Source organism: Sphingobium sp., assembly GCF_003248505.1.
Classification (GTDB): Bacteria; Pseudomonadota; Alphaproteobacteria; order Sphingomonadales; family Sphingomonadaceae; genus Sphingobium.
The window spans coordinates 1-24853 of record NZ_QFOA01000016.1 but is presented as its reverse complement, the minus strand read 5'-3'; the positions used below and the strand labels follow the sequence as shown (position 1 = coordinate 24853).

The following is a 24853-nucleotide window of genomic DNA, read 5'->3' as shown; positions in this document are numbered from 1 at the left end:
GGGACCGGTAAATGGCCAACTATCCATCCCGCCCGTCCGGAGCGGGATGCGCCACGGGCCCCGCGTCCGCATTTCTTTCCTTCCTCTCCGGTCACTCTTCTCCCTTCCTTATCGGACCTATTCGACCATGCATCTCAAGGACCTCAAGAAAAAAGCGCCCGCCGACCTCGTCACCATGGCCGAAGAACTGGGCGTGGAAGGCGCGTCGACGCTGCGCAAGCAGGACCTGATGTTCGCGATCCTCAAGGCCGAGGCCGAGAATGGCGAGCAGATCATGGGCGAAGGCACGATCGAAGTGCTGACTGACGGCTTCGGCTTCCTGCGGTCGCCCGAAGCCAATTTCCTCGCCGGTCCCGACGACATCTACGTATCCCCCAACCAGGTCCGCAAGTTCGGCCTGCGCACGGGCGACACCGTGGAAGGCGAAATCCGCGCGCCCAAGGACGGCGAGCGCTATTTCGCCCTGACGAAGCTCAACACCGTCAATTTCGACGATCCCGATGCGGTCCGTCATCGCGTCAACTTCGACAATCTGACCCCGCTCTATCCCGAACAGAAGCTGCGGCTCGACACGCTCGACCCGACGATCAAGGACAAGTCGGCACGCGTCATCGACATCGTATCACCGCAGGGCAAGGGCCAGCGCACGCTGATCGTCGCGCCGCCGCGCGTCGGCAAGACGGTGATGCTCCAGAACATCGCCAAGGCGATCACGGACAATCATCCCGAAGTCTTCCTCATCGTCCTGCTGATCGACGAACGGCCCGAGGAAGTCACCGACATGCAGCGCAGCGTGAAGGGCGAGGTCGTTTCCTCCACCTTCGACGAGCCTGCCACCCGCCACGTCCAGGTCGCCGAAATGGTGATCGAAAAGGCCAAGCGGCTGGTCGAACACAAGAAGGACGTGGTGATCCTGCTCGATTCGATCACCCGCCTCGGCCGTGCGTACAACACAGTGGTGCCCTCGTCGGGCAAGGTGCTGACGGGCGGCGTGGACGCCAATGCGCTTCAGCGGCCCAAGCGCTTCTTCGGCGCGGCGCGCAATATCGAAGAGGGCGGATCGCTTTCGATCATCGCCACCGCGCTGATCGATACGGGCAGCCGGATGGACGAAGTCATCTTCGAAGAATTCAAGGGCACCGGCAATTCGGAAATCGTGCTCGACCGCAAGGTTGCGGACAAGCGCATCTTCCCCGCGCTCGACGTCGGCAAGTCCGGTACCCGCAAGGAGGAACTGCTGGTCGAAAAGCCGACGCTCAGCAAGATGTGGGTTCTGCGTCGCATCCTCATGCAGATGGGTACGGTCGATGCGATGGAGTTCCTGCTCGACAAGATGAAGGACTCCAAGACCAACGAGGATTTCTTCGCGACGATGAACCAGTAAGCGCAAAGGACGTTAGGCCGCGATGTTCGACCTGCTCGCCTCTGCTGCGTCCGCTGCTCAAGGTATCGGCTCACCTGCCGATATCTGGCAGCATATCCTCAACGATTTCAGCAATATCACGTCACCGTCGGCGCTATCCGCCTTCGTACAGGTGCTGATGATCGACGTGCTGCTGGCGGGCGACAACGCCATCGTCGTCGGTGCGTTGGCAGCGGGCCTTCCCGCCGACCAGCGCAAGAAGGTCATCCTGATAGGCATTCTGGCGGCGCTGGTGCTGCGGATCGCCTTTGCCCTGGTGGTCAGCCAGCTGATGCAGATCGTCGGCCTGATCCTTGCAGGCGGGCTGCTGCTGCTGTGGGTGAGCTGGAAGATGTGGCGCGAGTTGCATCCCAAGCGCGGGGCGGACACGCCCGATGACGCCAGCGACGACGATGTGTCGGGCCTTCGCCCGGCCAAGAGCTTCGCCGGAGCGGCCTGGGCGGTTGCGGTGGCCGACGTGTCGATGAGCCTCGACAATGTTCTGGCGGTTGCGGGCGCTGCGCGCGATCATCCGGGCATTCTGATGATCGGCCTGGTACTGTCGGTCGCACTGATGGGTCTCGCCGCGAATATCATCGCTCATTATATCGAGCGCTTCCGGTGGATCGCCTATATCGGCCTTGCCGTTATCGTCTATGTGGCGGTCAAGATGATCTACGAGGGTTTTGTGGATCAGAATGTAGGTTTGCTCACCCTGTTTGCCTGACGGGACAACGCCGCCGACCGAGATGTGGGCGGCGTCGCCCGCTTGGCCACGATCAGGGGATAAGCACCGTCGCGCCGGTCGTGCTGCGCGATTCGAGCGCGCGGTGCGCGTCCGCGACATCCGACAGTGCAAAGCTTTGGTTCACTGCCGCCGTCACGACGCCCCGTTCGATCCGGTCGAACAATCGTGCCGCCGTGCGCTCCAGTTCCTCGCGCGTGGCGACATAGTCGAACAAGGTCGGTCGAGTGACGAACAACGAACCGCCGCGGCTGAGGTCGAGCAGGCCGATGGGCGGCACCGCTCCCGACGCGTTGCCATAGCTGACAATCATACCGCGTCGCCTGACGCTGGCCAGCGAAGCGGTCCAGCTGTCCTTTCCGACGCCGTCGTAGACGATGTCGACACCCTCGCCCCCGGTCAGATCCCGCACGCTCGACGCCAGATCGGCCAAATCCCCGTGCAAACTGTGGTCGGCGTCGACCGTCGCCGCCTTGGCCGGGGAGCCGCTATGGGCGATGACCCGCACGCCCTTGTCACGAAGCCATGGCACCAGAACCGACCCGACCCCGCCTGCCGCCGCATGGACGAGCGCGACCTGACCGGCGCTGAGCGGCGAAATATCTTCCGCCAGGAAGCAGGCCGTCATGCCCTTGAGCATCAGGGCGGCGGCACTTTGCGCGCTGACGGTTTCGGGGAGGGCAACCAATTGCGCGGCGGGTACCGTCCAGTGCGTCGTGTAGCTGCCCCGCGCCGTTCCGCACGCCACCCGATCCCCGACGCGAAAGCCGGTGACGCCGTCACCCACCGCCTCCACCCGGCCTGCCGCTTCCGAGCCGAGGGTCAAAGGCAGGTCGGCAGGGTAGAGACCGCTGCGGAAATAAGTGTCGATATAGTTCAGCCCGATCGCTTCGGTCCGCACGACGACATGCCCGGCGGGGGGAGGGGCGACGTCGAACCGCTCCTCCTCCATCACCTCCGGTCCGCCGTGGCTGCGAATGACGATCCGCGAGCCCCGGTCGGTCATGCCAGCGCCTGCGCAAAGAAATCGGCGGTGCGGCGGTCGGCAAGCTGGGCCGCTTCCTCGACCCGGCGCTTGCCCATTTCGGATGCGAAGCCGTGATCCAGCCCCTCATAATCGTGCAACGTCACATGCCGATTGTCCTTCAACCCTTCGTGCATCGCCTTTTGAACGTCGGCGGGAACGAAACCGTCATCGGTCGGGATATGCAACATCGTCGGTTTGCCGATGGCCTGCTGCTCGCCCAGCAGATTGTCGATGCCGACACCATAATAGCCGACAAAAGCATCGCCATCGGTCCGGCACGCCGACATGAAAGCAAGCCGCCCACCCAGGCAATACCCCACGACGCCGACCTTGCCTTCGCTACCCATCGCATCGCGCGCAACCTTGATCGTCGCTTCGATATCGCGGATCGCCTGATCCTGGTCGAATTTGGGGAGATATCCCAGCGCCTTTTCCATCTCATCCGGTACGTCCGGGTCAAGCTCGATATGCGGTTCGAACTGCCAGAAAAGATCGGGCGCGTAAGCGGCGTAACCTGCCTTGGCCCAACTGTCGCATTTGCGGCGGATGCCTTCGGTCACGCCGAAAATTTCCTGCACGACGACGATTGCCGCTGTCGCTTCGCCGTCCGGCAGAGCGACATAGGTGTCGAAGCTCTTGTCGCCCGCCAGAGTCTTGATCGATTGGAATTCGCTCATTTTGCCGTCGCCTCTCGCCATTGATGCAGGCTGGCATATTGGCGGGCCGCCGCCCGCTTGCAACCGCGAGAGCGCGTTAAAAATTTGCCATGAGCGCGGCATTTGCGGCATGGAGACGATGGCGGTCACGCCGGTGCAGGAAAGGTCAGGGCTATGAAGGTTACCGTCGATGTCGATTGCTCCCCGGCGGAGGCGCGTGCCTTTCTGGGCCTGCCGGACGTGACGCCCATCCATGACAAATATATCAAGACAATGCTCGACGGGTTCGACGGCATCGGCAGCGCCGAACAGATGGAAACGCTGTTCAAAAGCTTTTCGCCCATGGGCGACGCCGGGATGCGTCTTTTCCAGCAGATGGTCAATCTGGGGCTGTCGGGCATGGGATCGTCGTCGAAGGACGACAAGAAGTAACGCCACCGACTGTGCCGAATGCCACCATCTTCGCCTTGTCGAGCGGCGCACCGCCTGCGGGGATTGCCGTCATTCGGATCAGCGGCATGCAGGCGGGGGAGGCGCTTAGACGCCTGTCGGGTCGGGCCCTGCCGCCACCGCGCACCGCCAGCCTTCGCCTACTGACCGACCCGGAAGAGGGGCCGTTGGACCGGGCTCTCGTATTATGGATGCCAGGGCCGGCGACCGTCACCGGCGAGGATATGGTCGAGTTGCATTGCCATGGCGGTCGCGCCGTCATCGCGGCGGTGGAATCGGCGCTTTCGCGCATGGCCGGGCTGCGAAAGGCCGAGGCGGGAGAGTTTACGCGGCGGGCATTTGCCAATGAGCGCATGGACCTAAATGCGGTCGAGGGCCTTGCCGACCTGTTGACCGCTGAGACCCAGAGCCAGCGGCGCGCAGCGTTGCTGATGGCGGAGGGGCATTTTTCCCGAAAAGTGGACGGTTGGCGCAATGCCTTGTTGGGCCTGTCGGCGATGGCGGAAGCGGCGCTCGATTTTTCCGACGAGGACGATGTACCGGACGCCGCGATAGAGGAGGAGATCGCGGACGGCATCGCCGTGCTTGCCGACGAAGTGGGGCGGACATTGGCCGCGCCGTCCGCAGAGCGATTGCGTGACGGCGTGCGTGTGGTGCTCGCCGGACCGCCCAACGCGGGGAAATCGACCCTGCTTAACGCACTGGTCAGAAGGGATGCTGCGATTGTGTCCGATATTGCGGGGACCACCCGTGACCGGATCGAGGTGCCCGCCTCCATCGGGGGCGTCGCTTTCCTTATCACCGACACCGCAGGCTTACGCGAAGACAGTGCCGATCCGGTCGAAGCGATCGGTGTCGCCCGGGCGCGTTCGGCCTTGGACGCGGCGGACATCATCCTGTGGCTGGGCGACGCCGATGCTATGCCCCGGGAGGACGCGATCCTTGTCGCCGCTCAACGCGACCGGCGGACATCGGATGAGGCAGGGCTCAACATTTCGGCAATAACGGGCGAGGGAATGGATCGCCTGACGGACCGAATTCTGCAAAGCGCCGCCCGGCTGCTCCCCGGCCCCAGCGACTATGCGCTGCATGAGAGACAGAGACACCGAGTGCGACAGCTACACGGCCATCTCACCACCGCGCACCGTCATACGGATATGCTTCTCCTGGCCGAAGAACTGAGACTGGGCCGGAATGCAATCGACTCCCTGACGGGGCAGGCCGGGACCGAGGATATGCTCGACCGACTGTTCGGCGGTTTTTGCATCGGCAAATGATGCATGTTCCACGTGGAACGCTTTTGACCCGATGGCCGCTGTTCTGGTAAGGGCAGGCCATGCAGACAAGCTATGACGTGATCGTGGTCGGCGGCGGCCATGCGGGATGCGAAGCGGCGGCGGCGGCAGCGCGGAAGGGCGCGCGGGTCGCGCTCGTCACCTTCGATCGCACAACCGTGGGCGCCATGTCGTGCAATCCGGCAATCGGCGGTTTAGGCAAAGGGCACCTTGTCCGGGAAGTCGATGCACTCGATGGCCTGATCGCGCGCGCCGCAGATGCCGCAGCGATCCATTACCGGATGCTGAACAGCAGCAAAGGTGCTGCTGTACAAGGCCCGCGTATCCAAGCCGACCGCACGCGTTATCGGCAGGCGATCCATGCACTGCTCGAAGATTTTCGCGATCTCGATATCGTCGAGGGCGAAGCGGCAGGCCTTGTGCTGGACTTCGGTTCCATCTCAGGCGTCGAACTTGCCGACGGTCGCCGGCTGTCCGCCGGTGCGGTGGTCCTCGCCACCGGTACCTTCCTTGCGGCCCGCATGTTCCGCGGCACCGAACGGGAAGAGGGCGGTCGGATAGGGGAGCGCGCCGCTACCCGGCTCGGGCTTCAACTTCATGCGCTCGGTTTGCCCATCGCCCGGCTGAAAACCGGAACGCCGCCGCGTATCGATGGACGCACCGTCGATTGGGCGGCGCTGGAGGCCCAGCCTTCGGACCAGCTGAACTGGACCATGTCGGCCCTGTCGAAGGGTCGTGCGCTGCCCCAGCTCGCCTGCGCCATCACACGTACGACGACGGCGACGCATGACATCATTCGTGGCGGGCTGGATCGCTCACCCCTGTTCAGCGGTGCGATAGAGGGGCGGGGGCCGCGCTATTGCCCGTCTATCGAGGACAAGGTGCTGCGCTTCGGCGACCGCGATGGTCATCAGGTTTTTCTGGAGCCGGAGGGGCTGGACGATCACCTCGTCTATCCCAACGGCATCAGCACGTCGTTGCCGGTCGACGTGCAGACCGCGATGATACGGTCGATGGCAGGCTTGGAACGGGCGGTAATCGCCGTGCCGGGCTATGCGGTCGAATATGACCATGTCGATCCGCGTACGCTCCTCTCGACACTGGAATCGCGCACCGTTAGCGGCCTCTTCTGCGCCGGGCAGATCAATGGCACGACGGGATATGAAGAGGCTGCGGCACAGGGACTGATCGCCGGTACGAACGCAGCGGCATCGGTTGCGCGGGAAGATGCGTTGATCCTCGATCGCGCCAGTTCATACATCGGCGTGATGATCGACGATCTGGTGCTGCAAGGCGTGACCGAGCCTTACCGAATGCTGACCGCCCGTGCCGAGTATCGATTGCGCCTGCGTGCTGATAACGCCGAAACGCGCTTGGCGGATATCGGCCTGGCGCACGGTTTAATAGGTGGGGAAAGAGCGAAGCGCATTCAGCGTCGTCAAACCTTGCGCCGCCAGATCGAAACCGAACTTTCGACCATCGCCACCGCCACCGAAATGGCGCGCGCAGGTGCGGCCGTGCGTCAGGACGGAGCGCGGCGATCGCTGTTCGCGTGGGCTCGGTTTCCGGAAGTGCCTGCATCGCTTTTGATGGATGCCAGCCCGGCCTTGCGCGATGCCCCTGGCGATTTGCGCGCGGAGATTCTGGAAGACGCGCGTTATGCCCCTTACCTGGAAAGGCAGAAGGCCGAGATCGCAGAGTTACGCCGGAACGAACGTGTCCTGATCCCTCCCGGTTTCCACTTCGCGGCAGTGGGCGGTTTGTCGAATGAGATGATCGAGCGGCTGGATGCTGCGCAGCCGGAAAGCCTGGCGGCGGCGGGGCGTGTACGGGGTGTGACCCCCGCGGCGCTGGCTGCGATCCTCGTGCATGTCAGGCGTCAGGCCGCGTGACGGAAGATGAAGCCCGCGCATGGCTCGGCACCCATTGCGATGTTCCACGTGAAACCTGGGACCGGCTTGAACGCTACATAGCGCTGTTGTTGGAAGGAATGGGCGAGCAGAATCTGATCGCCGCTTCTACCGTCCCGAATCTTTGGGCACGCCATATCGTCGATTCCGCTCAATTGCTTTTGCACACGGAGAATGCGGGGCAGGGGCCATGGGTCGATCTGGGTTCAGGCGCTGGCCTTCCCGGCGTTGTCGTCGCGTGCCTGACCGATCGTCCTGTGATCATGATCGAGAACAGGCGCAAGCGGATCGATTTCCTGCGTCATGTCATCGATAGCGTCGGGCTGCGACATGCCACGGTGGTCGGTGCACGCGTCGAGAGCAGTGCCCCTTGCGCGGCGGCTGTCATCAGCGCGCGAGCCTATGCGCCTTTGCCACAATTGCTGGCTTCCGCCACGCATTTGGCGAACTGCAAGACGATTTGGGTGCTGCCAAAAGGGCGTGGGGCGCAGAATGAACTGGAGGCCGTGCGCCCGGCGTGGCAAGGTGTGTTCCACGTGGAACCGAGCGTGACCGACCCGGACAGCGCCATCATCGTCGCACGGGGCGTCGCTCCCGCAGGCACAAGGAAAAGCCGATCATGATCCGCATCGCCATTGCCAATCAAAAAGGCGGCGTGGGCAAGACGACCACGGCGATCAACCTCGCCACCGGCCTTGCTGCCACAGGTTTGCGCGTCCTGTTGGTGGATCTTGACCCCCAAGGCAATGCATCGACCGGGCTGGGGATCGACCAATCGATGCGAGCGCAATCCAGCTATGATCTGCTTGTCGGCAATTGTGCATTGGAAGACAGCATCGTCACGACGCGCGTGCCGAAACTGGATATCGTGCCTGCGACCCAGGACTTGTCCGGCGCAGAGATCGAACTCATCGAATATGAGGAGCGGACCCATCGGTTGGAACGCGTACTTGCCGAAGCGCAGCCGGGCCGATGGGATATCTGCCTGATCGATTGCCCGCCCTCGCTCGGCCTGCTGACGATCAATGCACTGGTGGCAGCGCAGTCCCTGTTGGTGCCGCTACAGTGCGAATTTTTTGCGCTCGAAGGACTTTCCCAATTGCTGCAAACGGTCGAACGTATTCGTGGACGGTTCAATCCGGCGCTCTCCATCCTCGGGGTTGCACTCACCATGTATGACCGCCGCAATCGCCTGACCGATCAGGTTGCGGACGATGTGAGGGCATGTCTGGGCGACCTTGTGTTCTCGACCGTGATCCCGCGCAATGTCCGCCTGTCCGAAGCGCCAAGCCATGGCGTACCCGCACTCATCTACGACTTCCGTTGCTCCGGTTCGGAAGCCTATATGCGGCTGGCGCGCGAACTGATCGCGCGTCTCCCCCAGCAGGAGGTTGCCGCGTGAGCGACGAAACGACCGACAAACCCAAGATCGCGAAGCGCCCGCAGGGGCTGGGGCGGGGATTGTCCGCCTTGCTGGGCGATGCAGCACGCGAAGAACCGGTGGCGAGCGCTGCCGCGCAGCCGAACGGCAAAGCCGTCCAGAGCATCGAAGTATCCTTGATCCACCCGCATCCTGAACAGCCGCGTCGGCATTTCGACGATGGCGCGTTGCAGGAACTGGCCGACAGTATCGCCAAGCGCGGCGTTATCCAGCCCATCATCGTGCGTCCGCACGGCGGCGGTTTTCAGATCATCGCGGGCGAACGCCGTTGGCGCGCCGCGCAGCGCGCACATCTGCATCGTATCCCCGCCATCGTGCGCGACTTCGACGAGCAGGAAACCCTCGAAATCGCGCTGATTGAGAATATCCAGCGCGAGGATCTGAACCCAATCGAAGAGGCGGAGGCCTATCGCAAGCTGATTGCCGAATTCCATCACAGCCAGGAAGCGTTGGGACGGATCGTCGGAAAGTCGCGCAGCCATGTCGCCAACCTCATGCGCTTGCTGGAATTACCGCAGTCCGTGCAGGCGCAAGTCATGCACAGCCGGATCAGCATGGGCCATGCCCGCGCGCTGATCGGTGCGCCGGATTGCGAACGGTTGGCACGTCAGGTCGAAGAAAAGGGGCTGTCCGTCCGCGATACGGAGCAGTTGGTGCGCCGCGTGAAGACCGGCTCCGATGCCTCACCCTCCCGCTCCGCCCGAGCCTCCGCCGGTGGCGAAAAGGACCCCGATATCGCCGCGCTCGAACAGCATCTGGCGGACATATTGGGACTACGTGTCGACATCGCGCACGATGCGTGCGGGGGCGGCATGTTATCGCTGCGCTATTCCAATCTCGATCAGCTCGACATGCTGTGTCAGCGGTTGTCGGGCGAGCGTATCTGACGCCCGAAGCCAACGCTTTTCCCACCCGCCGGTATGGCATTTCGACCGTCCGCAACCTAGGTTGCGGATATGGCCGACATGATTTCCACCCAAGCTGTGGCACCCGCCGTCATTCGCCGTTCCGACTATCGTTCGCCCGATTGGCTGGTTCCGGAAATCGAACTCGATTTCGCGCTGGACCCGGAAAATACGCAGGTGCGTGCGGTCCTGACGGTCGAGCGGAATGGCGCACATGATCGCCCGTTACGGCTCGACGGCGATGGGCTGATGCCGCTGGAAGTCAAAGCGGACGGTGTCGCATTGACGCAGGACCAATGGCATATGGACGGCGGAGCGCTCGTCCTCCAGCTGGAAGGCAACACCCATCGGGTCGAAACGCTGGTCGAAATCGCGCCGCAGGACAACAGCAAGCTGATGGGCCTTTACGCCAGCGGCGGGCTGCTCTGCACCCAATGCGAAGCGGAAGGGTTTCGCCGCATCACCTTCTTCCCCGATCGTCCAGATGTGCTTTCGCGGTATCGGGTGCGGATGGTGGCCGACAAGGCGCGCTATCCTGTCCTGCTGGCCAATGGCGACCCGGTCGATCGGGGCGACCTTCCCAACGGACGCCATTTTGCCGTCTGGACCGATCCCTTCCCCAAACCCTGTTACCTGTTCGCGTTGGTCGCGGGCGACCTTGCCTGCAACACCGACAGCTTCGTAACGCAAAGCGGTCGCAAGGTAGCGCTCGGCATCTGGGTCAAGGAAGGCGATCTCCCCCGCACGGCCCACGCAATGGAAGCGCTCAAGAATAGCATGGCGTGGGACGAGCGGGTATATGGCCGGGAATATGACCTAGACGTATTCAACATCGTGGCGGTCGCGGACTTCAACTTCGGCGCGATGGAGAACAAGGGCCTCAACATCTTCAATTCACGCTATATCCTGGCCAATCCGGAAACGGCGACCGATGTCGACTATGATGCGATCGAAGCTGTCGTCGCTCACGAATATTTCCACAACTGGTCGGGCAATCGCGTTACGTGCCGCGACTGGTTCCAGCTTAGCCTGAAGGAAGGCCTTACCGTCTTTCGCGATCAGAATTTTTCCGCCGACATGGGCAGCCATGCTGTCAAGCGGATCGAGGATGTCCGCATCCTGCGTGCCGGGCAGTTCCAGGAAGATAGCGGCCCGCTGGCACATCCCGTCCGGCCCGAATCCTATCTGGAAATCAATAACTTCTATACTGCTACCATCTATAACAAGGGGGCAGAGTTGATCCGCATGATGGCTCTGATGGCGGGGCCGGAGCGATTCCGCGCTGGCACCGACCTGTATTTTGAGAGACATGACGGCCAGGCCGCCACTTGCGAAGATTTCGTGGTCGCAATGGAGGAAGGCGCGGCCATCGATCTCGGGCAGTTCAGGCTATGGTATGAGCAAGCGGGTACGCCACGTGTCAAGGCGCTGCTGTCGCATGACGCTGCGACCGCGACTGCCACTTTGACGCTGGAACAGCATCTGCCGCCTACGCCGGGTCAGGGTGACAAGAAACCGATGGCGATCCCGCTACGCACGGCTTTGTTCGATGCCGAAACAGGAACACATGGCGGGGACGACGTGCTGCTGATGACAGAAGCGCGGCAGAGCTTCCGGTTCGACGATGTTGTGCGACCGCCGATCCTGTCGATCAATCGTGGATTTTCCGCACCTGTGATCGTCGAAACCGACCTCAGTCAAAAGGATCTCGCATTCCTGGCGGCGAAGGATGACGATCCCTTCGCCCGCTATGAAGCGATGCAACGGTTGATGGTCAACGCGCTCATCGGTCGCATCGCTGGCGCGCCGGTCGACGAGGATGCCGTGATCGACGCGGTCCGCGGTGCCATTGCCGACCCGGCGCTGGACGCGGCGTTCGTTGCAGAAGCGGTGCGCCTGCCGAGCGAAGCCTATCTTGGCGATCAGATGGAACATGTCGACCCCGATGCAATCCACGGGGAACGAGAGAGGCTCCAGCAGCGGATCGGAAAAGCGTTGGAACCGCAATGGCGCGCGATTCACGCCCGAACACGGACGGACGATTTCCTGCTGACACCCGCAGCCAAGGGTGCACGCAAGTTGCGCAATGCGGCTCTGCACTATCTTGTGGCATCCGGAGCGGCGGATGGACCGGCCATCGCCTTTACGCAGTTCAGCGAAGCGAACAACATGACCGAGCGGCAGGCCGCGCTCGCCACGCTCGCCAACGGGAGCAGCGACGAGCGGGAAGCGGCGCTCGACATTTTTTACCATCGCTATGCATCCGATCCGCTGACGCTCGACAAATGGTTCCAGACGCAGGCTGTCGCCCTGCATCCCTCTATCGTCGATCAGGTCACAGAGCTTGCCCGTCACAAGGATTTCACGCTGGCGAACCCCAATAGGGTGCGAGCGTTGTTCGGAGCGTTCGCAGCGAACCAGTGGGGCTTTCATCAGGCATCGGGGCAGGGCTACGCGCTGGTGGCCGACTGTATCGTCGCGTTGGACCGGCTCAATCCGCAGGCCGCCGCACGACTCGTTCCGCCGCTGGGCCGCTGGCGGCGGTTCGACAATGACCGCGCCGTCAGGATGCGGGAGCAGTTGCAACGCATCCTCGCCGCACCGGTCCTGTCCAAGGACGTGACCGAGCAGGCGGGCAAAAGCCTCGACTGAGACGGCCCTAGCGCGTCATTTGCGGGCGGCAGCGACCCAGGCGGCGACATCGGCAGCGACGCGGTTGGCCGCCGCGTTGAGCGGCGCACCGACCGTCGCCGCGTCGATCTTCCCACCCACGGGAGCGCTGGCGGTAAAACGCTGCCGCGCCAGCACCTTGCCTGCATGATCGGTCAGTGCCGCGTCATAGGTGACGACGGCGCTGCCGCTCGACTTATCAATGGAAAAGGCAAGCAATTCCCCGGTCAGCCGTTCGCTGGCGTCGTCGGACAATTGCCCGATGTCCAGCACGACGCGATTGGTGCTGGCTGAAATGGTTTCGGCGAGAAGGCGGCGGAACAGGTGGCGCGGCGTGTCCGACCACTGCACCTTGGTCACATAAGCGACCGACGTTGGCCCGGTCTGCACCGGTATCCGCACGGTGTCTAGCTCCCGGGGCGCGTCCGGATCGGCAACATAGAGCGTGCCGCCGCCGGCCAGCGGCTGCGGCGTGCCGGACGGCACCTTGCGCGCCGCGTCGAGCGTCAGCAACTGCTGCGGCGGCTTCGGGCCGATGGATACGCATCCCGCCAGCATCGTTGCCGCGACCAGAGCGCCCAAGGCGCTCGCTTGTTTCATGGGGAGCATCGTCCGCCTCTCTCTCGTCATGGCTTGTAGTCCGGCAGCTTGGGCGATCCGACCAGCGAACCAGCACCCTGCTGGTCGAGCTTTTCAGCGATGCCGCGGAAGGACCGCGACATTTCGCGCAGGTCGCGGACCAGCTGGTTCACTTCCGGCATGGTCTGGTTGCTGAAGCTGCGGACGCCCGGCTGCGCTTCGGCAATGGTCTTGTCCAGCGTTTCGATGCTGCGGGTCGCCGCCTGAACGCTCTTGCGCAGGTCGCCCATCAGCGGACGACCTTCTTCGTTGAGCATCGTGTTGGTAGTGTCGGCAAGTTTGCCGATCTGCTCGACGGCGATGCCGGTACGCTGCACCGCGATACGCGCCTCGGCGAGGGTCGAGGCGATTTCAGGGCTGCGATCCGCCAGCGCGCCCGACACCCGTTCGACATTGGCGAGGATGCCCGCAATCGATTGCTGGTTCTTGTCGTTGAGCAATTCGGTCAACCGCTCGGTCAGCGTCGACAAACGCTCCAGCAGCTGCGGCGCATTGTTGAGCAGTTCGCCCAGTGCGCCTGGCTTGGTCGGGATGACCGGGACACCGTCGGGGCAGGCCGAAAGGACATTGTCGACCGGACACAGGATCGGCGGTGCGCCCTTGATCGCGCCGTCCAGCACGATTTCGCTGACGCCGGTAAAGCCCACGCCGGAGATCGTCGCAGTCGTGCCGCGAAGCACGGGGGTGCCTTCCTTCACGGAAATGCGCACCTTCACGAAGCTCGGGTCCCGTTTCCACAGTTCGATCTTTTCGACCTGCCCGGACGGCACGCCGGAATAGTTCACCGACGACCCCTTTGCGAGGCCGTTCACCGATTGCTTGAAGAAGATGTCATATTCCTGGTTGTCCCCCTGCGAAAGGCGCGAAAACCAGAAGGCAGCAGCCATGATCGCCGCGATCAGCAGCAGCGTGACGGTGCCCACCAGCACGTGGTTGGAGCGGGTTTCCATATGCTATCGCCTTCCATCCGGCGGACCGTCTGCCGCCCTGTTCTTCTGACGCTCAACCGCAGCCGTCGCGGCCCGACCGCGCGGGCCGTTGAAATATTCCTGGATCCACGGATGGTCCGTTGCCAGCAGTTCTTCGATCGTGCCGACCGCGATCACTTTCTTGTCCGCCAGCACCGCCACCCGGTCGCAGATCGAATACAGCGTATCCAGGTCATGCGTGATGAGGAAAACGGTAAGGCCGAGCGTTCGTTGCAGCTTGCGTGTCTGATCGTCGAACGCAGCCGCACCGATGGGGTCGAGACCCGCCGTCGGCTCGTCCAGGAACAGGAGGTCGGGGTCCAGCGCCAGCGCGCGGGCCAGCCCGGCGCGCTTCTTCATGCCGCCCGACAATTCGGAAGGAAATTTGGGTCCGGCTTCGGTGGGAAGGCCGGTCATGCGAATCTTGTAGGCGGCGATCTCGTCGCGCAGCTGCGGCCCGATGTTGGGATAATATTCGCGGATCGGCACCTCGACATTTTCGGCGACCGTCAGCGTCGAAAAGAGCGCACCGCCCTGAAACAATACGCCCCAGCGCTTGCGCACCGCCAGCGCCTCGTCATCGAGCCTGCCGATCATCGATTCGCCGAAGACGTGAATCTCGCCCGCATCGGGTGTCTGGAGGCCGATGATGGACCGCATCAGCACCGACTTGCCGGTACCCGATCCGCCGACCACGCCCAATATCTCTCCCTGGCGCACGTCCAGATCGAGATTCTCGTGCACGGCCTGATCGCCGAAGCTGTTGCGCAGACCGCGCACCTTGATCGCGATCTGCTCAGCCTCGATGGCGTGCTCGACCCGCTCCTCCTCGACCCGGCGCTGTTCGTCTTCGCTCATCACACCCACCCTACCCAGGTGAAGAACACCGCGAAGAAAGCATCGATGACGATGACGAGGAAGATGGCCTGCACCACCGCAGCCGTGGTGCGCAGGCCCACTTCCTCGGCATTGCCCTCGACCTGCAAACCCTGGAAGCAGCCGGCAAGTGCGATGATGATACCGAACACCGGCGCCTTGATAAGGCCGACCCAGAGGTCCGTGATCGGCACGACTTCGCGAAGCCGCTGAATGAAGGTGATGGGCGGGATTTCCAGCGCCACGGCGCACAGGAAGCCGCCGCCGATGACGGCCATGATCGATGCATAGAAGCCCAGCAACGGCATCATCACGACCACCGCCAGCGTCCGAGGCAGAACCAGCGCCTCCATCGGCGACACGCCGATGGTCCGCATCGCATCCACTTCCTCGGTCAGCTTCATCGTACCAAGCTGCGCCGCGAAGGCGGAACCGGACCGCCCGGCAACCATGATCGCGGTCATCAGTACGCCCAGTTCGCGGAAGGTCAGGCGGCCGACGAGGTTGATCGTCAACATTTCCATCCCGAACTGGCGCAGCTGCACCGATCCCTGCTGCGCGATCACGATACCGATCAGAAAACTCATGAGACCGACGATGCCGAGCGCGGATACGCCCACGACCTCGAACCGCTGGACCACCGCGTTGAGGCGGAACCGGCGCGGATGCCGGATAATGTTCCAGGATGCGACCAGCGTTCCGCCGAAGAAGCCGAGCAGGCCGAGCAGCGTCGTGAAAGAATTGATCACCGCCTCGCCGATCTGGCCGACGACGCGGCTGATCGCGGGGACATGGTCGGGGCGGATCGACACCGGATCGCCCAGCCCGCCCACGGCATCGATCAGGCGCTTGGTATCCTCGTTCGCGCCGGTAATCTCGCTACCCAGGCGGCCCGCCGTGCGGTGCACGGTCCACGCACCGATCGTATCCATGTGCGTGACGCCGCTCAGGTCGATAGCCGCGACCGGGCCGTTTACGGCGTCGAGCCGGTCGGGCAGGTCGTGAAGGCAGGCGATAGCAAGCGAACCGGACAGGCGAAGCACATTGCTGCCTTCGCGCACTTCTTCGGCAAGTTCGGCGGCCTTGTTCATGCGGTGGGATTAGTGGTCCATTATCGGTTGCACGGCAAGCCGAAACGGCCCATCCGCAAGCCAGAACGAAGGGTAAGCGAAAAAGTTTCGGAAACGGCATGATGGCGCATAAACTGGCGATCTACGACATGGACCGCACGGTAACGGTGACCGGCACCTATACCGGCTTTCTGATCCACGTCGCGCGGCGCATGGCTCCGTGGCGGCTGGCGCTGTTCCCCGGCGTCGTCCTGCTGATGCTCGCCTATGTGCTGAAACTCGTCACGCGCCAACGGCTGAAGGAACTCAACCAGGCGCTGATGATCGGCTTCAACGTCGAGCGTGCGAAGCTGATGCCCCATGTCGAAAGCTATGCCGACAAGGTGATGGACACCAACATGCGGCAAGGCGCGCTGGCACAGATCGCGCAGGATCGGGCGGACGGATACAGGCTGGTGCTCGCGACCGCATCCTACCGCCTCTATGTCGAACCGATCGCGCGGCGGCTGGGCTTTGACGCGGTGATCGCGACGGATCATCTGAGCCAGGACCTGCGCTATGTGCGTGCGCGGATTGCGGGCGAAAATTGCTACGACACCGGCAAGCTGCGCATGATCAAGGCGTGGATGGCGGGCGAGGCGATCGACCGCGACCATGCCCATATCCGCGCCTATTCAGATCATGTGTCGGACGCGCCGATGCTGGAATTCGCAGACATGCCGTTTGCGGCCAATCCGCACAAGCCGCTCGCCCGGCTGGCGGCGGCAAGGGGTTGGCGCCGCGTCGACTGGTCCTGACGCGTCAACCCGTCGATTGCCGCCCACCCGGCCGCACCGATCCCGCGCAGCCGATGGCGATGGCGCGGCCCGACACCGCCAAGGGCGACTACCATCGGTTCGACCCGGCGCGCCAACGCGGCGAACCGCACGGGGCCGAGCGCCCGCCCGCCCGGATGCGAGCGGGTGGGGAACAGCGGCGACACGAAAGCGATGTCCGCATGCCGCGCGGCCAGCGCTTCCCGCTCGTCATGCACAGGCCGGCTGCGCAGCAGCGGGCGGCTGACGCGGCGCGGATCGTGCCCGTGCGCGCCGTCTGCACGCCACGCCGCCGCCTGCCGTGCAGGACCGGCGAGGAGCAGCACCAGCCGCCGCCGGCGCGCGATCTGGCGCAACTTCGCGAACAGCGCGCGCCGCTCGGGCGGCGGGGTGCGGTAGTGGCGAAAGACGATGCCCGCCGCCCCCTTGGGCAATCGCCGTGCCGCCGCGATCAGCGTCGCCATGTCGACCCGCTCGTCGGTCATCAACCAGAGGAGAGGCGGATTTTTGCGGTGGCGGGCGTCCATGGCCCTCGCCTATAGCAGCGCGCATGACGACCGACACCCATCAAGCCGCCGACCGCCTTGCCGCCGTGCACGAGGGCGTGGATCGCGCCGCCCGCCTGACGGATCGGCGGGGCGGGGATATCCGCCTGATCGCTGTGTCCAAGACGCACGCCGCCCCCGCCATCCGCCCGCTGATCGAAGCGGGACAGCGCGTCTTCGGCGAAAACCGCGTGCAGGAGGCGCAGGACAAATGGCCCGCCTTGCGCGAGGATCATGCCGATATCGAACTGCACCTCGTCGGGCAGCTGCAATCGAACAAAGCTGCCGACGCCGTCGCATTGTTCGATGCGATCCACAGCCTCGACCGTCCCTCGCTTCTCTCCGCGCTCGCCCGCGCGATGGACAAGGCGGATCGGCGCGTGCCCTGCTTCATCCAGGTCAATATCGGCGCGGAAGAGCAGAAGGGCGGGTGTCCGATCGCGCAGACGCCCGCCCTCATCGCAGCGGCGCGCGCGGCAGACATTCCGCTGCTCGGCCTCATGTGTGTGCCGCCCGCCGATGTGGAGCCCGCACCCTTTTTTGCGCTGCTTGCCAAAATGGCGCGGGAAGAAGGCCTCCCGCGCCTGTCGATGGGCATGTCGTCGGACTATGAAACCGCGATCATGCTGGGTGCGACCGACATTCGTGCCGGCAGCGCCCTGTTCGGCGACCGCCCCCCGCCCGCGCGCCCGGTGCCGGGAAGCGGGCGGGGGATGATCAGAAACTCCCTCGCACGGTGATGCCGTAGGTGCGCGGTTCGGCGAGGTAGGAAGAAATCAGCTGGTTCGCCATCGGCGCGCCCAGGGCGAACTGGCCGGTGGTCGACGTCGCCGGGCTGCTCGACTGAAGCGGGCTGGAGAACGCCACCTGGCTGTATTTTTCGTTGAAGACGTTCTGACCCCAGAATTCGACAGCCCAGCGCTGGTTAGGCCCGCGAATGCCCACGCGCGCGTTCACCACCGCAAAACCGTCCTGCCGCTTTTCCGGGAACAGGTCGGACCCGGTGTTGAAATCGCTGGTCAGGCGTCCATCGACGTAGAACAGCGCCGACAGGCCGCTCGACCCGATTTCAGGCGTCCAGGATGCACTCGCCGTCGTCACCACCTGCGGCGCGTTGGAGTTGATCGAGCCGGGCAGCAGGAACAGCGCCGGGTCGAGCGGCACGCCACCGTCGCTGCTGCCGACCAGCCGGTTGGCGAACTTGGCACGGGCATAGGTCATGCCGCCCGACAGGCGAACATGGCGCGCGGGGCTGGCGGTCAGTTCCAACTCGACGCCCTGGCTGATGAGGCCGGGCGCAACATCGTCCCTGGAGCAGGTCCGCGTGGCTGAGAGCGCGCTGTCGCACCCGTTGATGCTCTGCACGACGAAGCTCGTGCCGTTGAAGGTGTTCAGCTGGAAATTCTTGAACTCCTGCCGGAACGCCGCGACGTTGACGCTCCATTTGGGCTGCGCGTATTTGAGGCCGACTTCGAAGGCGTCGACCTTTTCCGGGGCGAAGCGCAGACTGGCTGCATCCGCATTGGTGCGCGGCGCAAAGACGGCGGGTACTGCGTTGAGACCGGTCGATCCCAGCTGGAATCGGTCGAGATTGTAGCCGCCCGCCTTGTAGCCCTTCGAATAGCTGCCGTAGAGCAGCAGATCGTCGATGGGCTTCCACGACAGGACCGCCGTGCCGCTGAACTGGCCATCGCTGATGCGGTCGTTGAGGTCCAGCGCATTGAGGCTGGTCGATGCGTTGCCAAGGCACCCCAATGTCAGGATGCCCCCGGCAAGCGCCGCCGCGCTGCCCAGCGCCGCATTGGTGGCGATCGGCGCGAGCGCGGGCTGAAGCGCCGCGCAGGTCGCATTGTTGTTGTTGAGATCGGCGGAGAAACGCTTGCTCTCATGCGTGTAGCGCAGGCCCAGCGTCAGATCGAGCCGCCTGGTGATATGAACGATATTGTGCGTGAACAGCGCCCAGTTCTTGCTGCGCTGGTAATAAAGAGAACCGGTATCGCCCGTCCCCGACGGGATCGCCGCCAGCGCGCGCAGCCCGTTGCCGAGACCGCCGGAAATTGCCGCGGCCTGGCCGTTCGCGATAGCGGTCGCCTGCGCTGCGGGGATGCCCTGCGCGATCAGGCCGGAGCGGATCGCGGGCGCGAGTCCGGCATTGAGCTGCGCCTGCGTTCCGGTGATGAGCGCCTGCGTCGCCGCACCGCTCCCGCAGGCGGCGAGTTGCTGCGCGGTGAAGTTGCTGTTGACGGCTGCGCCCGCCATCAGGCGGCAGGCGGCGAAGCGGCCATAGTCGGCCCCGAACCGGATATTATCCTGAAGCGTCAGCTTTTCATCGGCATAATAACCGCCCACCAGCCAGTCGAGCACCTCGCCGAACGCGCTGCCCTGCAGGCGCAGCTCCTGCGTGAAGGTCTTGAACTGCCTTTGGGTGTTGGGATCGCGATAGAGCAGGTCGGCGCGGTTATAGTCATAGTCGCCATAATCGCGCGACCGATAGTCGCGATAGGCGGTGATGCTGGTCAGCTTGGCATTGCCGAAATCGTAATTGACCTCGCCCGATACGCCCCAGTCCTTGAGCTTGCTGACATAGTCGCGCCCCGGCGTGATCGAAAGCTCACGGTCGTAGGGGTCGGCGGGAAATATCCCGCCCTGCCCGGCGAGGATCGCGGCGATGCGATTGAACGGCGCGGTGCTGTAGGCGTTGCCGCCCGCCGGTCGCCGTTCGCGCGTTTCGACATAGGCCGCGCCGCAGCAGCTTTCGTCGCGGTTGGTATAATCGCCGATCAGTCGGATCGACAACGCATCGTTCGGTTCGATCAGTGCCTGTCCGCGCAGGAAATAACGGTCGCGGTCATTGGTGTCGCCAACCTTGTTCCCGGCATTGTCGACCAGCTTGTAGAAGCCGTCGCGCTTGCTCCACACGCCGTCGAGCGCCAGCGCGATGCTGTCGCTGATCGGCCCGGTCACACGGCCTGCGAGGCGCCAGTAATCATAATTGCCGTAGGTGACCTCGCCGCGCGCGGCGAATGTCTTTTCCGGCGCCTTGCTGACGATGTTGATGAGGCCCGCCGACGCGTTGCGGCCAAACAGCGTGCCCTGCGGCCCGCGCAGCACCTCGACGCGCTCGATCTCGCCCAGCTCGTTCAGCCCGGCGCCCGTGCGCGAGCGGTAGACGCCGTCGATGAACACAGCGACCGAGCTTTCGAGGCCCGGGTTGTCGCCCACCGTGCCGATGCCGCGGATACGGGCCGACGCATTGGCTTCCGATCCGGTGGAGGATACCAGCAGCGAGGGGGCGAGCTGGTTCAGGGTGCGGATATCGCTCGCGCCGCTATTCTGCATCGCCTGCGCGGACACGGCCGATACCGCGATGGGCACGTCGGACAGCGGGCTGGCGCGGCGGGTGGCGGTGACGATGATCTGCGCATCGCCGCTGTCGTCGGTCGCCTGCGCGGCGGCATCGTCCTGCGCGAAGGCCGGAGCGCCCACGCCCAGCGCCATCGCCGCTACGGTCGTCAGCCAGAGACTCTTGTCGGTCATGCTCTTTCCATCCTCTCCTGCCCCGCACGACTTTGTGTCGGGTCGGGGATAAGGGGTGATTATGCTGACACAGAGGACAGAACGCAAGAGCCACGCATTTCCGCGGCTTTTACGCTGTTGCGGAAAACTATAGCAAACATATGTTGCTAGATTGCAACAAATGGATGCAAGATTTCCGTAGGGGAAGTTTACGCCAACGGAAAGCGCAGCAGGCGGTCGGCGACCGGCACCAACGCAGCCGCACCCGGCCCTACGGCTCGCCGAATCTCGCCATGGCCCGCATCCAGCCCCCCGGTGAGCGCCCCGAGGGCAGGCAGGATCAGCTTCGTCGCCGATCCCACGAAGCAGCGTCGCGACACATGCCGCCCGCGCAGCGACAGGCGCAGCTTGGGATGGAAATGGCCTGAAATCTCCGGCATCGGGTCGGCCGGATCGGCCTGATGGCGCAGGCGGATGCCCGCCACCTCCGCTTCGACCACGCGCCGCCCGCCGGGCATCGCCGCCACGCCCGCGTCGTGATTGCCGGTGATCCAAACCCATTCGCATCGCGCCGTGAGCGCCGCCAGCCGATCGCGCGAGCGCGTGTCGAGCCGCGCCGCGCCTTCGGCATCGTGAAAGCTGTCGCCCAGCGACCAGACCTGCCGCGCACCCGTGCGCGCCACCAGCGTTTCGATAAGGTCGAGCGTCGCCGCGCTGTCATGGGGCGGCAGGAATTGCCCGAAGCGCGCGAACCAGCTCGCCTTCTCGAAATGGAGATCGGCGACCAGCAGCGCCTGTTCGGCGGGCCAGTAGAGCGCCGCTTCTGGCAGCGCCAGAAAATCCCGGCCAGCGAACGAAAGGGGAACCATCCCCTGCCTATGGGCCTGTCCGCCGTGCCTTTCAAGAGGGCGCGGCTCGGCCTATAGGGCGGCCATGCCCGCTTTTACCATCGCCGCCCTCTATCGCTTCGCCCGCTTCGCCGATCCGCACGCAATCGCCGCCGACCTGCGCGCGACAACGGCGGCGCTCGGCACCTGCGGCACGCTGATCGTCGCGGGGGAGGGGATCAACGGCACCGTGGCTGGCGATGCGGATGCGATCGGCAGACTGGTCGCTTATATCAAAGCGCTGCCCGGATGCGCCGATCTCGACGTCAAATACAGCCACAGCGACGAAGCCCCCTTCGCCCGCATGAAGGTGAAGGTGAAGGCGGAAATCGTAACGCTGGGCGCGGGCGATCTCGATCCGGCACGGCATGCGGGCATCCATCTCGACCCGGTGGACTGGAACGCCCTGATCGCCGATCCGGATACCGTCGTCATCGATACCCGCAACGCCTATGAAGTCGCCTGCGGTACGTTCGAAAACGCCATCGACCCTGCCACACGGTCGTTCCGCGACTTTCCCGCATGGTTCGACGCTTTCGCCCGGGACTTGCGCGCGCAGGGGCGCAATCCCAGGATCGCGATGTTTTGTACCGGCGGCATACGCTGCGAAAAATCCACTGCGCTGGTGAAGGCGCGCGGATTCGACGAGGTCTATCACCTGAACGGCGGCATCCTGCGCTATCTGGAGGAAATGCCGCCAAGCGACAGCCGATGGCAGGGCCAATGCTATGTCTTCGACGAACGGGTGAGCGTGGGCCATGGGCTGGTGCCGGGCGATCATGTCACCTGCAAGGCATGCGGCCTGCCGCACCCGCGCGACGCGGCGCATGACTGCCCCGGTGACGGCGCCTGGCCGCACCGCTCCTGAAAGGTACGGGCAGGCTTAGGCGTCGCTTTCGACCAGCTCGGCGATCTCGAACGCATAGCTGGTCCAGCCGCGCATCCGCGCGCCTTGCGCAGCGGGGCCCTGCAACCGTTTCGCCTCCGCCAGCGACCGCGTGTGGCCCCAGAAGACTTCGGTCTTTCCATTCTCCAGCACGGCGACGATGCGCCAATAATGCGTCAGCGGATCGGCGGTCGGGCCGATCCGCTTCACATAGCCATCGGGCATGGTCGCGGTGAGGAAGCGTTTGCGGCGCGCCACCTGTCTCACTCGCTGTAGCGATGAAGCCCCCCGCCGTGCGCGCGCAGCCAGGCGCGGGCGGGGCGGGGGTCGTGACCCAGGATGCGCGCATGGGCAGCATGAAAGGCGGGGCTGTGGTCCATATGGAGCAGATGCGCGAGTTCATGCGCCACGGTCGCGCGGCGGACCTCCGGCGGGGCGAGGATCAGCCGCCAGCTGTAGCGGATCGCCCCTGTCGCAGTGCAACTGCCCCAGCGGCTGCGCGGATCGCCCACCCCCACCGACGCGACGATCAGGCCGTTGTCCCGCGCCATCGCCCGGGTTTCGCTGTCCAGAACCTGCTTTGCCCGCGTGCGCAGCCAGCGCATGACCCGCGTCCCCACGGACTCCGCCGCCCCGCCGAGCGTCAGCCGGTCGCCCTCCAGCCGGATCGTGCGCGTCGCGCCCTCCGCCCAGCATATCCTCACCTCCCGACCCTCCAGCGGAAAGGTCGCGCCGTCCACCAGCCGGGTCGCGACCGGCTGCCGCGCCATTTGCGCGCGGACCCATCCTTCATGGTCCTGCGCCCAGCCCAGCGCCTTTTGAAGGTTCGCCCGCGTCGGCAGGGACAGCCGCAACTCGCCGCGCGCACTGTCGATCGTCAGCCGATAGAAGCGTGCGCGCGCCGATCGCCGCACACGCACCGGCATCGCCACGCCGTCGATCAGGATGCTCGCCGCGCTCTCAAAGCTCGCGGTCGACAAGATGATTCTCCCAGTCGCCCGCATCGGCCTCCGCCACCGTCCAGCCGCGCACCGATTCGCCCGCACGATGCACAGCCTCCCGATCTCCGCAGACAAGATAATGCCATTGCGGCAGAGGCAATCCCTCGCCGCGCAGCCGATAGGCGCAGGTCCGGGGCAGCCAGCCGATCTGCCGCACCTTCGCCGGGGTCAGCCGGACGCAATCGGGCACGAACTTGCGCCGGTCCTTGTAGTTGCAGCACTGCCCGCTCTGGCGGTCGAGCAGCCGGCAGGCGACGTTGGTGGGATAGATGCGGCCCGTATCCTCATCCTCGGCCTTGTGCAGGCAGCATTTGCCGCATCCGTCGCACAGCGCTTCCCATTCCCCGCGGTCGAGCTGGTCCAACGGTTTTTCCCAGAAGGCGGTCACTTGATCCATTTGTCCAGAAATGCCTGCACCTTGTCCGGCGCGCCTTCGTCCACGTCCGCCGTCGCCGGATCGTCCACGGGCACAAGAGCGACCGGCTTGCCATCGGGATCGAAAAGATAGGGCGTCCGGCTGTGACTCACCAGATATTCGCTCGCGCCTTTCTGTTGCTCGGGCGAATAGATGACGACGAAATCCTTTGCTACCTTCGCGATCTCGTCCTTCGTGCCGGTGAGCCCGATGAGGCGGGGGTGGAAGGCGGCGACATAGGTCTTGAGCACGGCGGGCGTGTCGCGCTGGGGATCGACGCTGATCAGCATCGGCTGCACTTTGGCGGCGAGCTTGGGCTTTTCCTTCTCGAACCGCGCGAAGCCCTGCATGATCCGTTGCAGGTCGACCGGGCAGATATCGGGGCAATAGGTATAACCGAAATAGACGATGCGCCACTGGCCCTTGAAATCGTCCCAGCGGGTCGGCTTGCCGTCCTGGTTGGTGAGGGTGAAGGGCGCGCCGATCTTCGCTCCGGCCAGTTCCCCGACTGCGCTGTCGCCGGAAGCATGCCCCCCCGCGCCCATATTGCAGGCGGCGAGCAGGGCGAGGGCGGACAGCAGAGCTGCGGCGATATGTTTGTTCATGGCAAGGCCAGCCATGCCCTGCTAGATGGGCATTTGCAATCCAACGGGGCGCATCATGAAGAACCGTATCCTTTCCGCTTTCCTGGGGTCGATCGCTCTGGCGCTGATGGCGCCCGCCCCGGCGCAGGC

24 protein-coding genes and 1 pseudogene are annotated in these 24853 nt (G+C 64.4%); 12 read left to right on the top strand and 13 right to left on the bottom strand.

Features of this window, described 5'->3' with window-relative positions:
* Positions 1–127: 127 nt before the first annotated feature.
* Positions 128–1384 carry a transcription termination factor Rho gene (gene rho, locus DI606_RS08195; protein WP_293981428.1) on the top strand — a complete coding sequence of 419 codons (1257 nt, stop codon included), beginning with the start codon at positions 128–130 and terminating at the stop codon, positions 1382–1384.
* A gap of 22 nt (positions 1385–1406) precedes the next feature.
* Positions 1407–2129, top strand: a complete 723-nt coding sequence (locus tag DI606_RS08190) for a YjbE family putative metal transport protein (protein WP_293981425.1) — start codon at positions 1407–1409, stop codon at positions 2127–2129.
* A 52-nt stretch (positions 2130–2181) separates the two neighbouring features.
* On the opposite strand, the gene DI606_RS08185 is transcribed toward DI606_RS08190, so the two are convergent.
* Together DI606_RS08185 and DI606_RS08180 are read right to left on the bottom strand one after the other, a co-directional pair.
* A complete protein-coding gene (locus DI606_RS08185) occupies positions 2182–3153 on the bottom strand; it encodes a quinone oxidoreductase (protein ID WP_293981422.1) in 972 nt (323 codons plus the stop codon).
* A complete protein-coding gene (locus tag DI606_RS08180; protein ID WP_293981419.1) occupies positions 3150–3851 on the bottom strand; it encodes a dienelactone hydrolase family protein in 702 nt (233 codons plus the stop codon). The genes DI606_RS08185 and DI606_RS08180 overlap by 4 nt, the downstream gene beginning before the upstream one ends.
* Positions 3852–4004: 153 nt before the next feature.
* Here DI606_RS08180 and DI606_RS08175 point away from each other — a divergent pair, with 153 nt between their 5' ends.
* From DI606_RS08175 to pepN, 7 genes are all read left to right on the top strand, one after another.
* Positions 4005–4262 carry a DUF6489 family protein gene (locus tag DI606_RS08175; RefSeq protein ID WP_293981417.1) on the top strand — a complete coding sequence of 86 codons (258 nt, stop codon included), beginning with the start codon at positions 4005–4007 and terminating at the stop codon, positions 4260–4262.
* Positions 4263–4273: 11 nt separating this feature from the next.
* Positions 4274–5557, top strand: a complete 1284-nt coding sequence (gene mnmE, locus DI606_RS08170; protein WP_293981415.1) for a tRNA uridine-5-carboxymethylaminomethyl(34) synthesis GTPase MnmE — start codon at positions 4274–4276, stop codon at positions 5555–5557.
* A 59-nt stretch (positions 5558–5616) separates the two neighbouring features.
* Positions 5617–7467: a tRNA uridine-5-carboxymethylaminomethyl(34) synthesis enzyme MnmG gene (gene mnmG / locus DI606_RS08165; RefSeq protein WP_293981412.1), complete on the top strand. Its 1851-nt coding sequence runs from the start codon at positions 5617–5619 to the stop codon at positions 7465–7467.
* The gene (gene rsmG, locus DI606_RS08160) at positions 7464–8108 is read left to right on the top strand and encodes a 16S rRNA (guanine(527)-N(7))-methyltransferase RsmG (protein WP_293981410.1); all 645 of its coding nucleotides are present in this window, start codon (positions 7464–7466) and stop codon (positions 8106–8108) included. Before mnmG ends, rsmG begins: the two co-directional genes overlap by 4 nt.
* The gene (locus DI606_RS08155) at positions 8105–8887 is read left to right on the top strand and encodes a ParA family protein (protein ID WP_293981407.1); all 783 of its coding nucleotides are present in this window, start codon (positions 8105–8107) and stop codon (positions 8885–8887) included. The genes rsmG and DI606_RS08155 overlap by 4 nt, the downstream gene beginning before the upstream one ends.
* Entirely contained in the window at positions 8884–9813 is a 930-nt protein-coding gene (locus DI606_RS08150; protein ID WP_293981404.1) for a ParB/RepB/Spo0J family partition protein, read from the top strand. Before DI606_RS08155 ends, DI606_RS08150 begins: the two co-directional genes overlap by 4 nt.
* A gap of 69 nt (positions 9814–9882) precedes the next feature.
* Entirely contained in the window at positions 9883–12483 is a 2601-nt protein-coding gene (gene pepN / locus DI606_RS08145) for an aminopeptidase N (RefSeq protein WP_293981402.1), read from the top strand.
* A gap of 15 nt (positions 12484–12498) precedes the next feature.
* Here the strand turns inward: pepN and DI606_RS08140 are convergent, their stop codons facing one another.
* The 4 genes from DI606_RS08140 to DI606_RS08125 are packed head-to-tail and all read right to left on the bottom strand — an operon-like array spanning position 12499 to position 16075.
* Positions 12499–13101 (bottom strand): ABC-type transport auxiliary lipoprotein family protein, encoded by a 603-nt coding sequence (locus DI606_RS08140; protein ID WP_293981399.1) that lies wholly within the window; start codon positions 13099–13101, stop codon positions 12499–12501.
* Between the two features lie 26 nt (positions 13102–13127).
* A complete protein-coding gene (locus DI606_RS08135) occupies positions 13128–14090 on the bottom strand; it encodes an MlaD family protein (RefSeq protein WP_293981396.1) in 963 nt (320 codons plus the stop codon).
* Positions 14091–14093: 3 nt separating this feature from the next.
* Positions 14094–14966 (bottom strand): ABC transporter ATP-binding protein, encoded by an 873-nt coding sequence (locus DI606_RS08130; RefSeq protein WP_293981393.1) that lies wholly within the window; start codon positions 14964–14966, stop codon positions 14094–14096.
* Positions 14966–16075 carry an MlaE family lipid ABC transporter permease subunit gene (locus DI606_RS08125; protein WP_293981390.1) on the bottom strand — a complete coding sequence of 370 codons (1110 nt, stop codon included), beginning with the start codon at positions 16073–16075 and terminating at the stop codon, positions 14966–14968. Before DI606_RS08125 ends, DI606_RS08130 begins: the two co-directional genes overlap by 1 nt.
* A 101-nt stretch (positions 16076–16176) precedes the next feature.
* Between DI606_RS08125 and DI606_RS08120 the strand changes: the two genes are divergently transcribed.
* The gene (locus DI606_RS08120) at positions 16177–16851 is read left to right on the top strand and encodes an HAD family phosphatase (protein ID WP_293981500.1); all 675 of its coding nucleotides are present in this window, start codon (positions 16177–16179) and stop codon (positions 16849–16851) included.
* Between the two features lie 2 nt (positions 16852–16853).
* Here DI606_RS08120 and DI606_RS08115 read toward each other — a convergent pair.
* A pseudogene (locus DI606_RS08115) lies at positions 16854–17396 on the bottom strand (thiamine phosphate synthase); the annotation flags it as partial.
* Positions 17397–17419: 23 nt separating this feature from the next.
* Between DI606_RS08115 and DI606_RS08110 the strand changes: the two are divergent.
* A complete protein-coding gene (locus DI606_RS08110; RefSeq protein ID WP_293981387.1) occupies positions 17420–18154 on the top strand; it encodes a YggS family pyridoxal phosphate-dependent enzyme in 735 nt (244 codons plus the stop codon).
* Here the strand turns inward: DI606_RS08110 and DI606_RS08105 are convergent.
* Both DI606_RS08105 and pdeM read right to left on the bottom strand, forming a co-directional pair.
* A complete protein-coding gene (locus DI606_RS08105) occupies positions 18132–20951 on the bottom strand; it encodes a TonB-dependent receptor (protein ID WP_293981385.1) in 2820 nt (939 codons plus the stop codon). The genes DI606_RS08110 and DI606_RS08105 overlap by 23 nt on opposite strands.
* Before the next feature lie 188 nt (positions 20952–21139).
* On the bottom strand, positions 21140–21799 hold the full coding sequence (gene pdeM / locus DI606_RS08100; RefSeq protein WP_293981383.1) for a ligase-associated DNA damage response endonuclease PdeM: 660 nt from the start codon (positions 21797–21799) through the stop codon (positions 21140–21142).
* A gap of 64 nt (positions 21800–21863) precedes the next feature.
* Here pdeM and DI606_RS08095 point away from each other — a divergent pair, with 64 nt between their 5' ends.
* Complete coding sequence (locus DI606_RS08095; protein ID WP_293981380.1) at positions 21864–22685, top strand: rhodanese-related sulfurtransferase; 822 nt, start codon at positions 21864–21866, stop codon at positions 22683–22685.
* A 15-nt stretch (positions 22686–22700) separates the two neighbouring features.
* Here the strand turns inward: DI606_RS08095 and DI606_RS08090 are convergent, their stop codons facing one another.
* The 4 genes from DI606_RS08090 to DI606_RS08075 are packed head-to-tail and all read right to left on the bottom strand — an operon-like array spanning position 22701 to position 24739.
* Complete coding sequence (locus DI606_RS08090) at positions 22701–22961, bottom strand: hypothetical protein (RefSeq protein WP_293981378.1); 261 nt, start codon at positions 22959–22961, stop codon at positions 22701–22703.
* 5 nt (positions 22962–22966) lie between these two features.
* On the bottom strand, positions 22967–23683 hold the full coding sequence (locus DI606_RS08085) for a M48 family metallopeptidase (RefSeq protein ID WP_293981376.1): 717 nt from the start codon (positions 23681–23683) through the stop codon (positions 22967–22969).
* On the bottom strand, positions 23664–24101 hold the full coding sequence (locus DI606_RS08080; protein WP_293981373.1) for a YcgN family cysteine cluster protein: 438 nt from the start codon (positions 24099–24101) through the stop codon (positions 23664–23666). Before DI606_RS08080 ends, DI606_RS08085 begins: the two co-directional genes overlap by 20 nt.
* Positions 24089–24739, bottom strand: a complete 651-nt coding sequence (locus DI606_RS08075) for an SCO family protein (protein ID WP_293981370.1) — start codon at positions 24737–24739, stop codon at positions 24089–24091. The genes DI606_RS08080 and DI606_RS08075 overlap by 13 nt, the downstream gene beginning before the upstream one ends.
* Between the last annotated feature and the right edge of the window lie 114 nt (positions 24740–24853).

Excerpts from the sequence above, each read along its gene's own strand:
- rho (WP_293981428.1), top strand. The coding sequence starts at position 128 with ATGCATCTCAAGGACCTCAAGAAAAAAGCGCCCGCCGACCTCGTCACC.
- DI606_RS08190 (WP_293981425.1), top strand. The coding sequence starts at position 1,407 with ATGTTCGACCTGCTCGCCTCTGCTGCGTCCGCTGCTCAAGGTATCGGC.
- DI606_RS08185 (WP_293981422.1), bottom strand. The coding sequence starts at position 3,153 with ATGACCGACCGGGGCTCGCGGATCGTCATTCGCAGCCACGGCGGACCG.
- DI606_RS08180 (WP_293981419.1), bottom strand. The coding sequence starts at position 3,851 with ATGAGCGAATTCCAATCGATCAAGACTCTGGCGGGCGACAAGAGCTTC.
- DI606_RS08175 (WP_293981417.1), top strand. The coding sequence starts at position 4,005 with ATGAAGGTTACCGTCGATGTCGATTGCTCCCCGGCGGAGGCGCGTGCC.
- mnmG (WP_293981412.1), top strand. The coding sequence starts at position 5,617 with ATGCAGACAAGCTATGACGTGATCGTGGTCGGCGGCGGCCATGCGGGA.
- DI606_RS08155 (WP_293981407.1), top strand. The coding sequence starts at position 8,105 with ATGATCCGCATCGCCATTGCCAATCAAAAAGGCGGCGTGGGCAAGACG.
- pepN (WP_293981402.1), top strand. The coding sequence starts at position 9,883 with ATGGCCGACATGATTTCCACCCAAGCTGTGGCACCCGCCGTCATTCGC.
- DI606_RS08140 (WP_293981399.1), bottom strand. The coding sequence starts at position 13,101 with ATGAAACAAGCGAGCGCCTTGGGCGCTCTGGTCGCGGCAACGATGCTG.
- DI606_RS08135 (WP_293981396.1), bottom strand. The coding sequence starts at position 14,090 with ATGGAAACCCGCTCCAACCACGTGCTGGTGGGCACCGTCACGCTGCTG.
- DI606_RS08130 (WP_293981393.1), bottom strand. The coding sequence starts at position 14,966 with ATGAGCGAAGACGAACAGCGCCGGGTCGAGGAGGAGCGGGTCGAGCAC.
- DI606_RS08125 (WP_293981390.1), bottom strand. The coding sequence starts at position 16,075 with ATGAACAAGGCCGCCGAACTTGCCGAAGAAGTGCGCGAAGGCAGCAAT.
- DI606_RS08120 (WP_293981500.1), top strand. The coding sequence starts at position 16,177 with ATGGCGCATAAACTGGCGATCTACGACATGGACCGCACGGTAACGGTG.
- DI606_RS08110 (WP_293981387.1), top strand. The coding sequence starts at position 17,420 with ATGACGACCGACACCCATCAAGCCGCCGACCGCCTTGCCGCCGTGCAC.
- DI606_RS08105 (WP_293981385.1), bottom strand. The coding sequence starts at position 20,951 with ATGACCGACAAGAGTCTCTGGCTGACGACCGTAGCGGCGATGGCGCTG.
- pdeM (WP_293981383.1), bottom strand. The coding sequence starts at position 21,799 with ATGGTTCCCCTTTCGTTCGCTGGCCGGGATTTTCTGGCGCTGCCAGAA.
- DI606_RS08095 (WP_293981380.1), top strand. The coding sequence starts at position 21,864 with ATGCCCGCTTTTACCATCGCCGCCCTCTATCGCTTCGCCCGCTTCGCC.
- DI606_RS08080 (WP_293981373.1), bottom strand. The coding sequence starts at position 24,101 with ATGGATCAAGTGACCGCCTTCTGGGAAAAACCGTTGGACCAGCTCGAC.
- DI606_RS08075 (WP_293981370.1), bottom strand. The coding sequence starts at position 24,739 with ATGGCTGGCCTTGCCATGAACAAACATATCGCCGCAGCTCTGCTGTCC.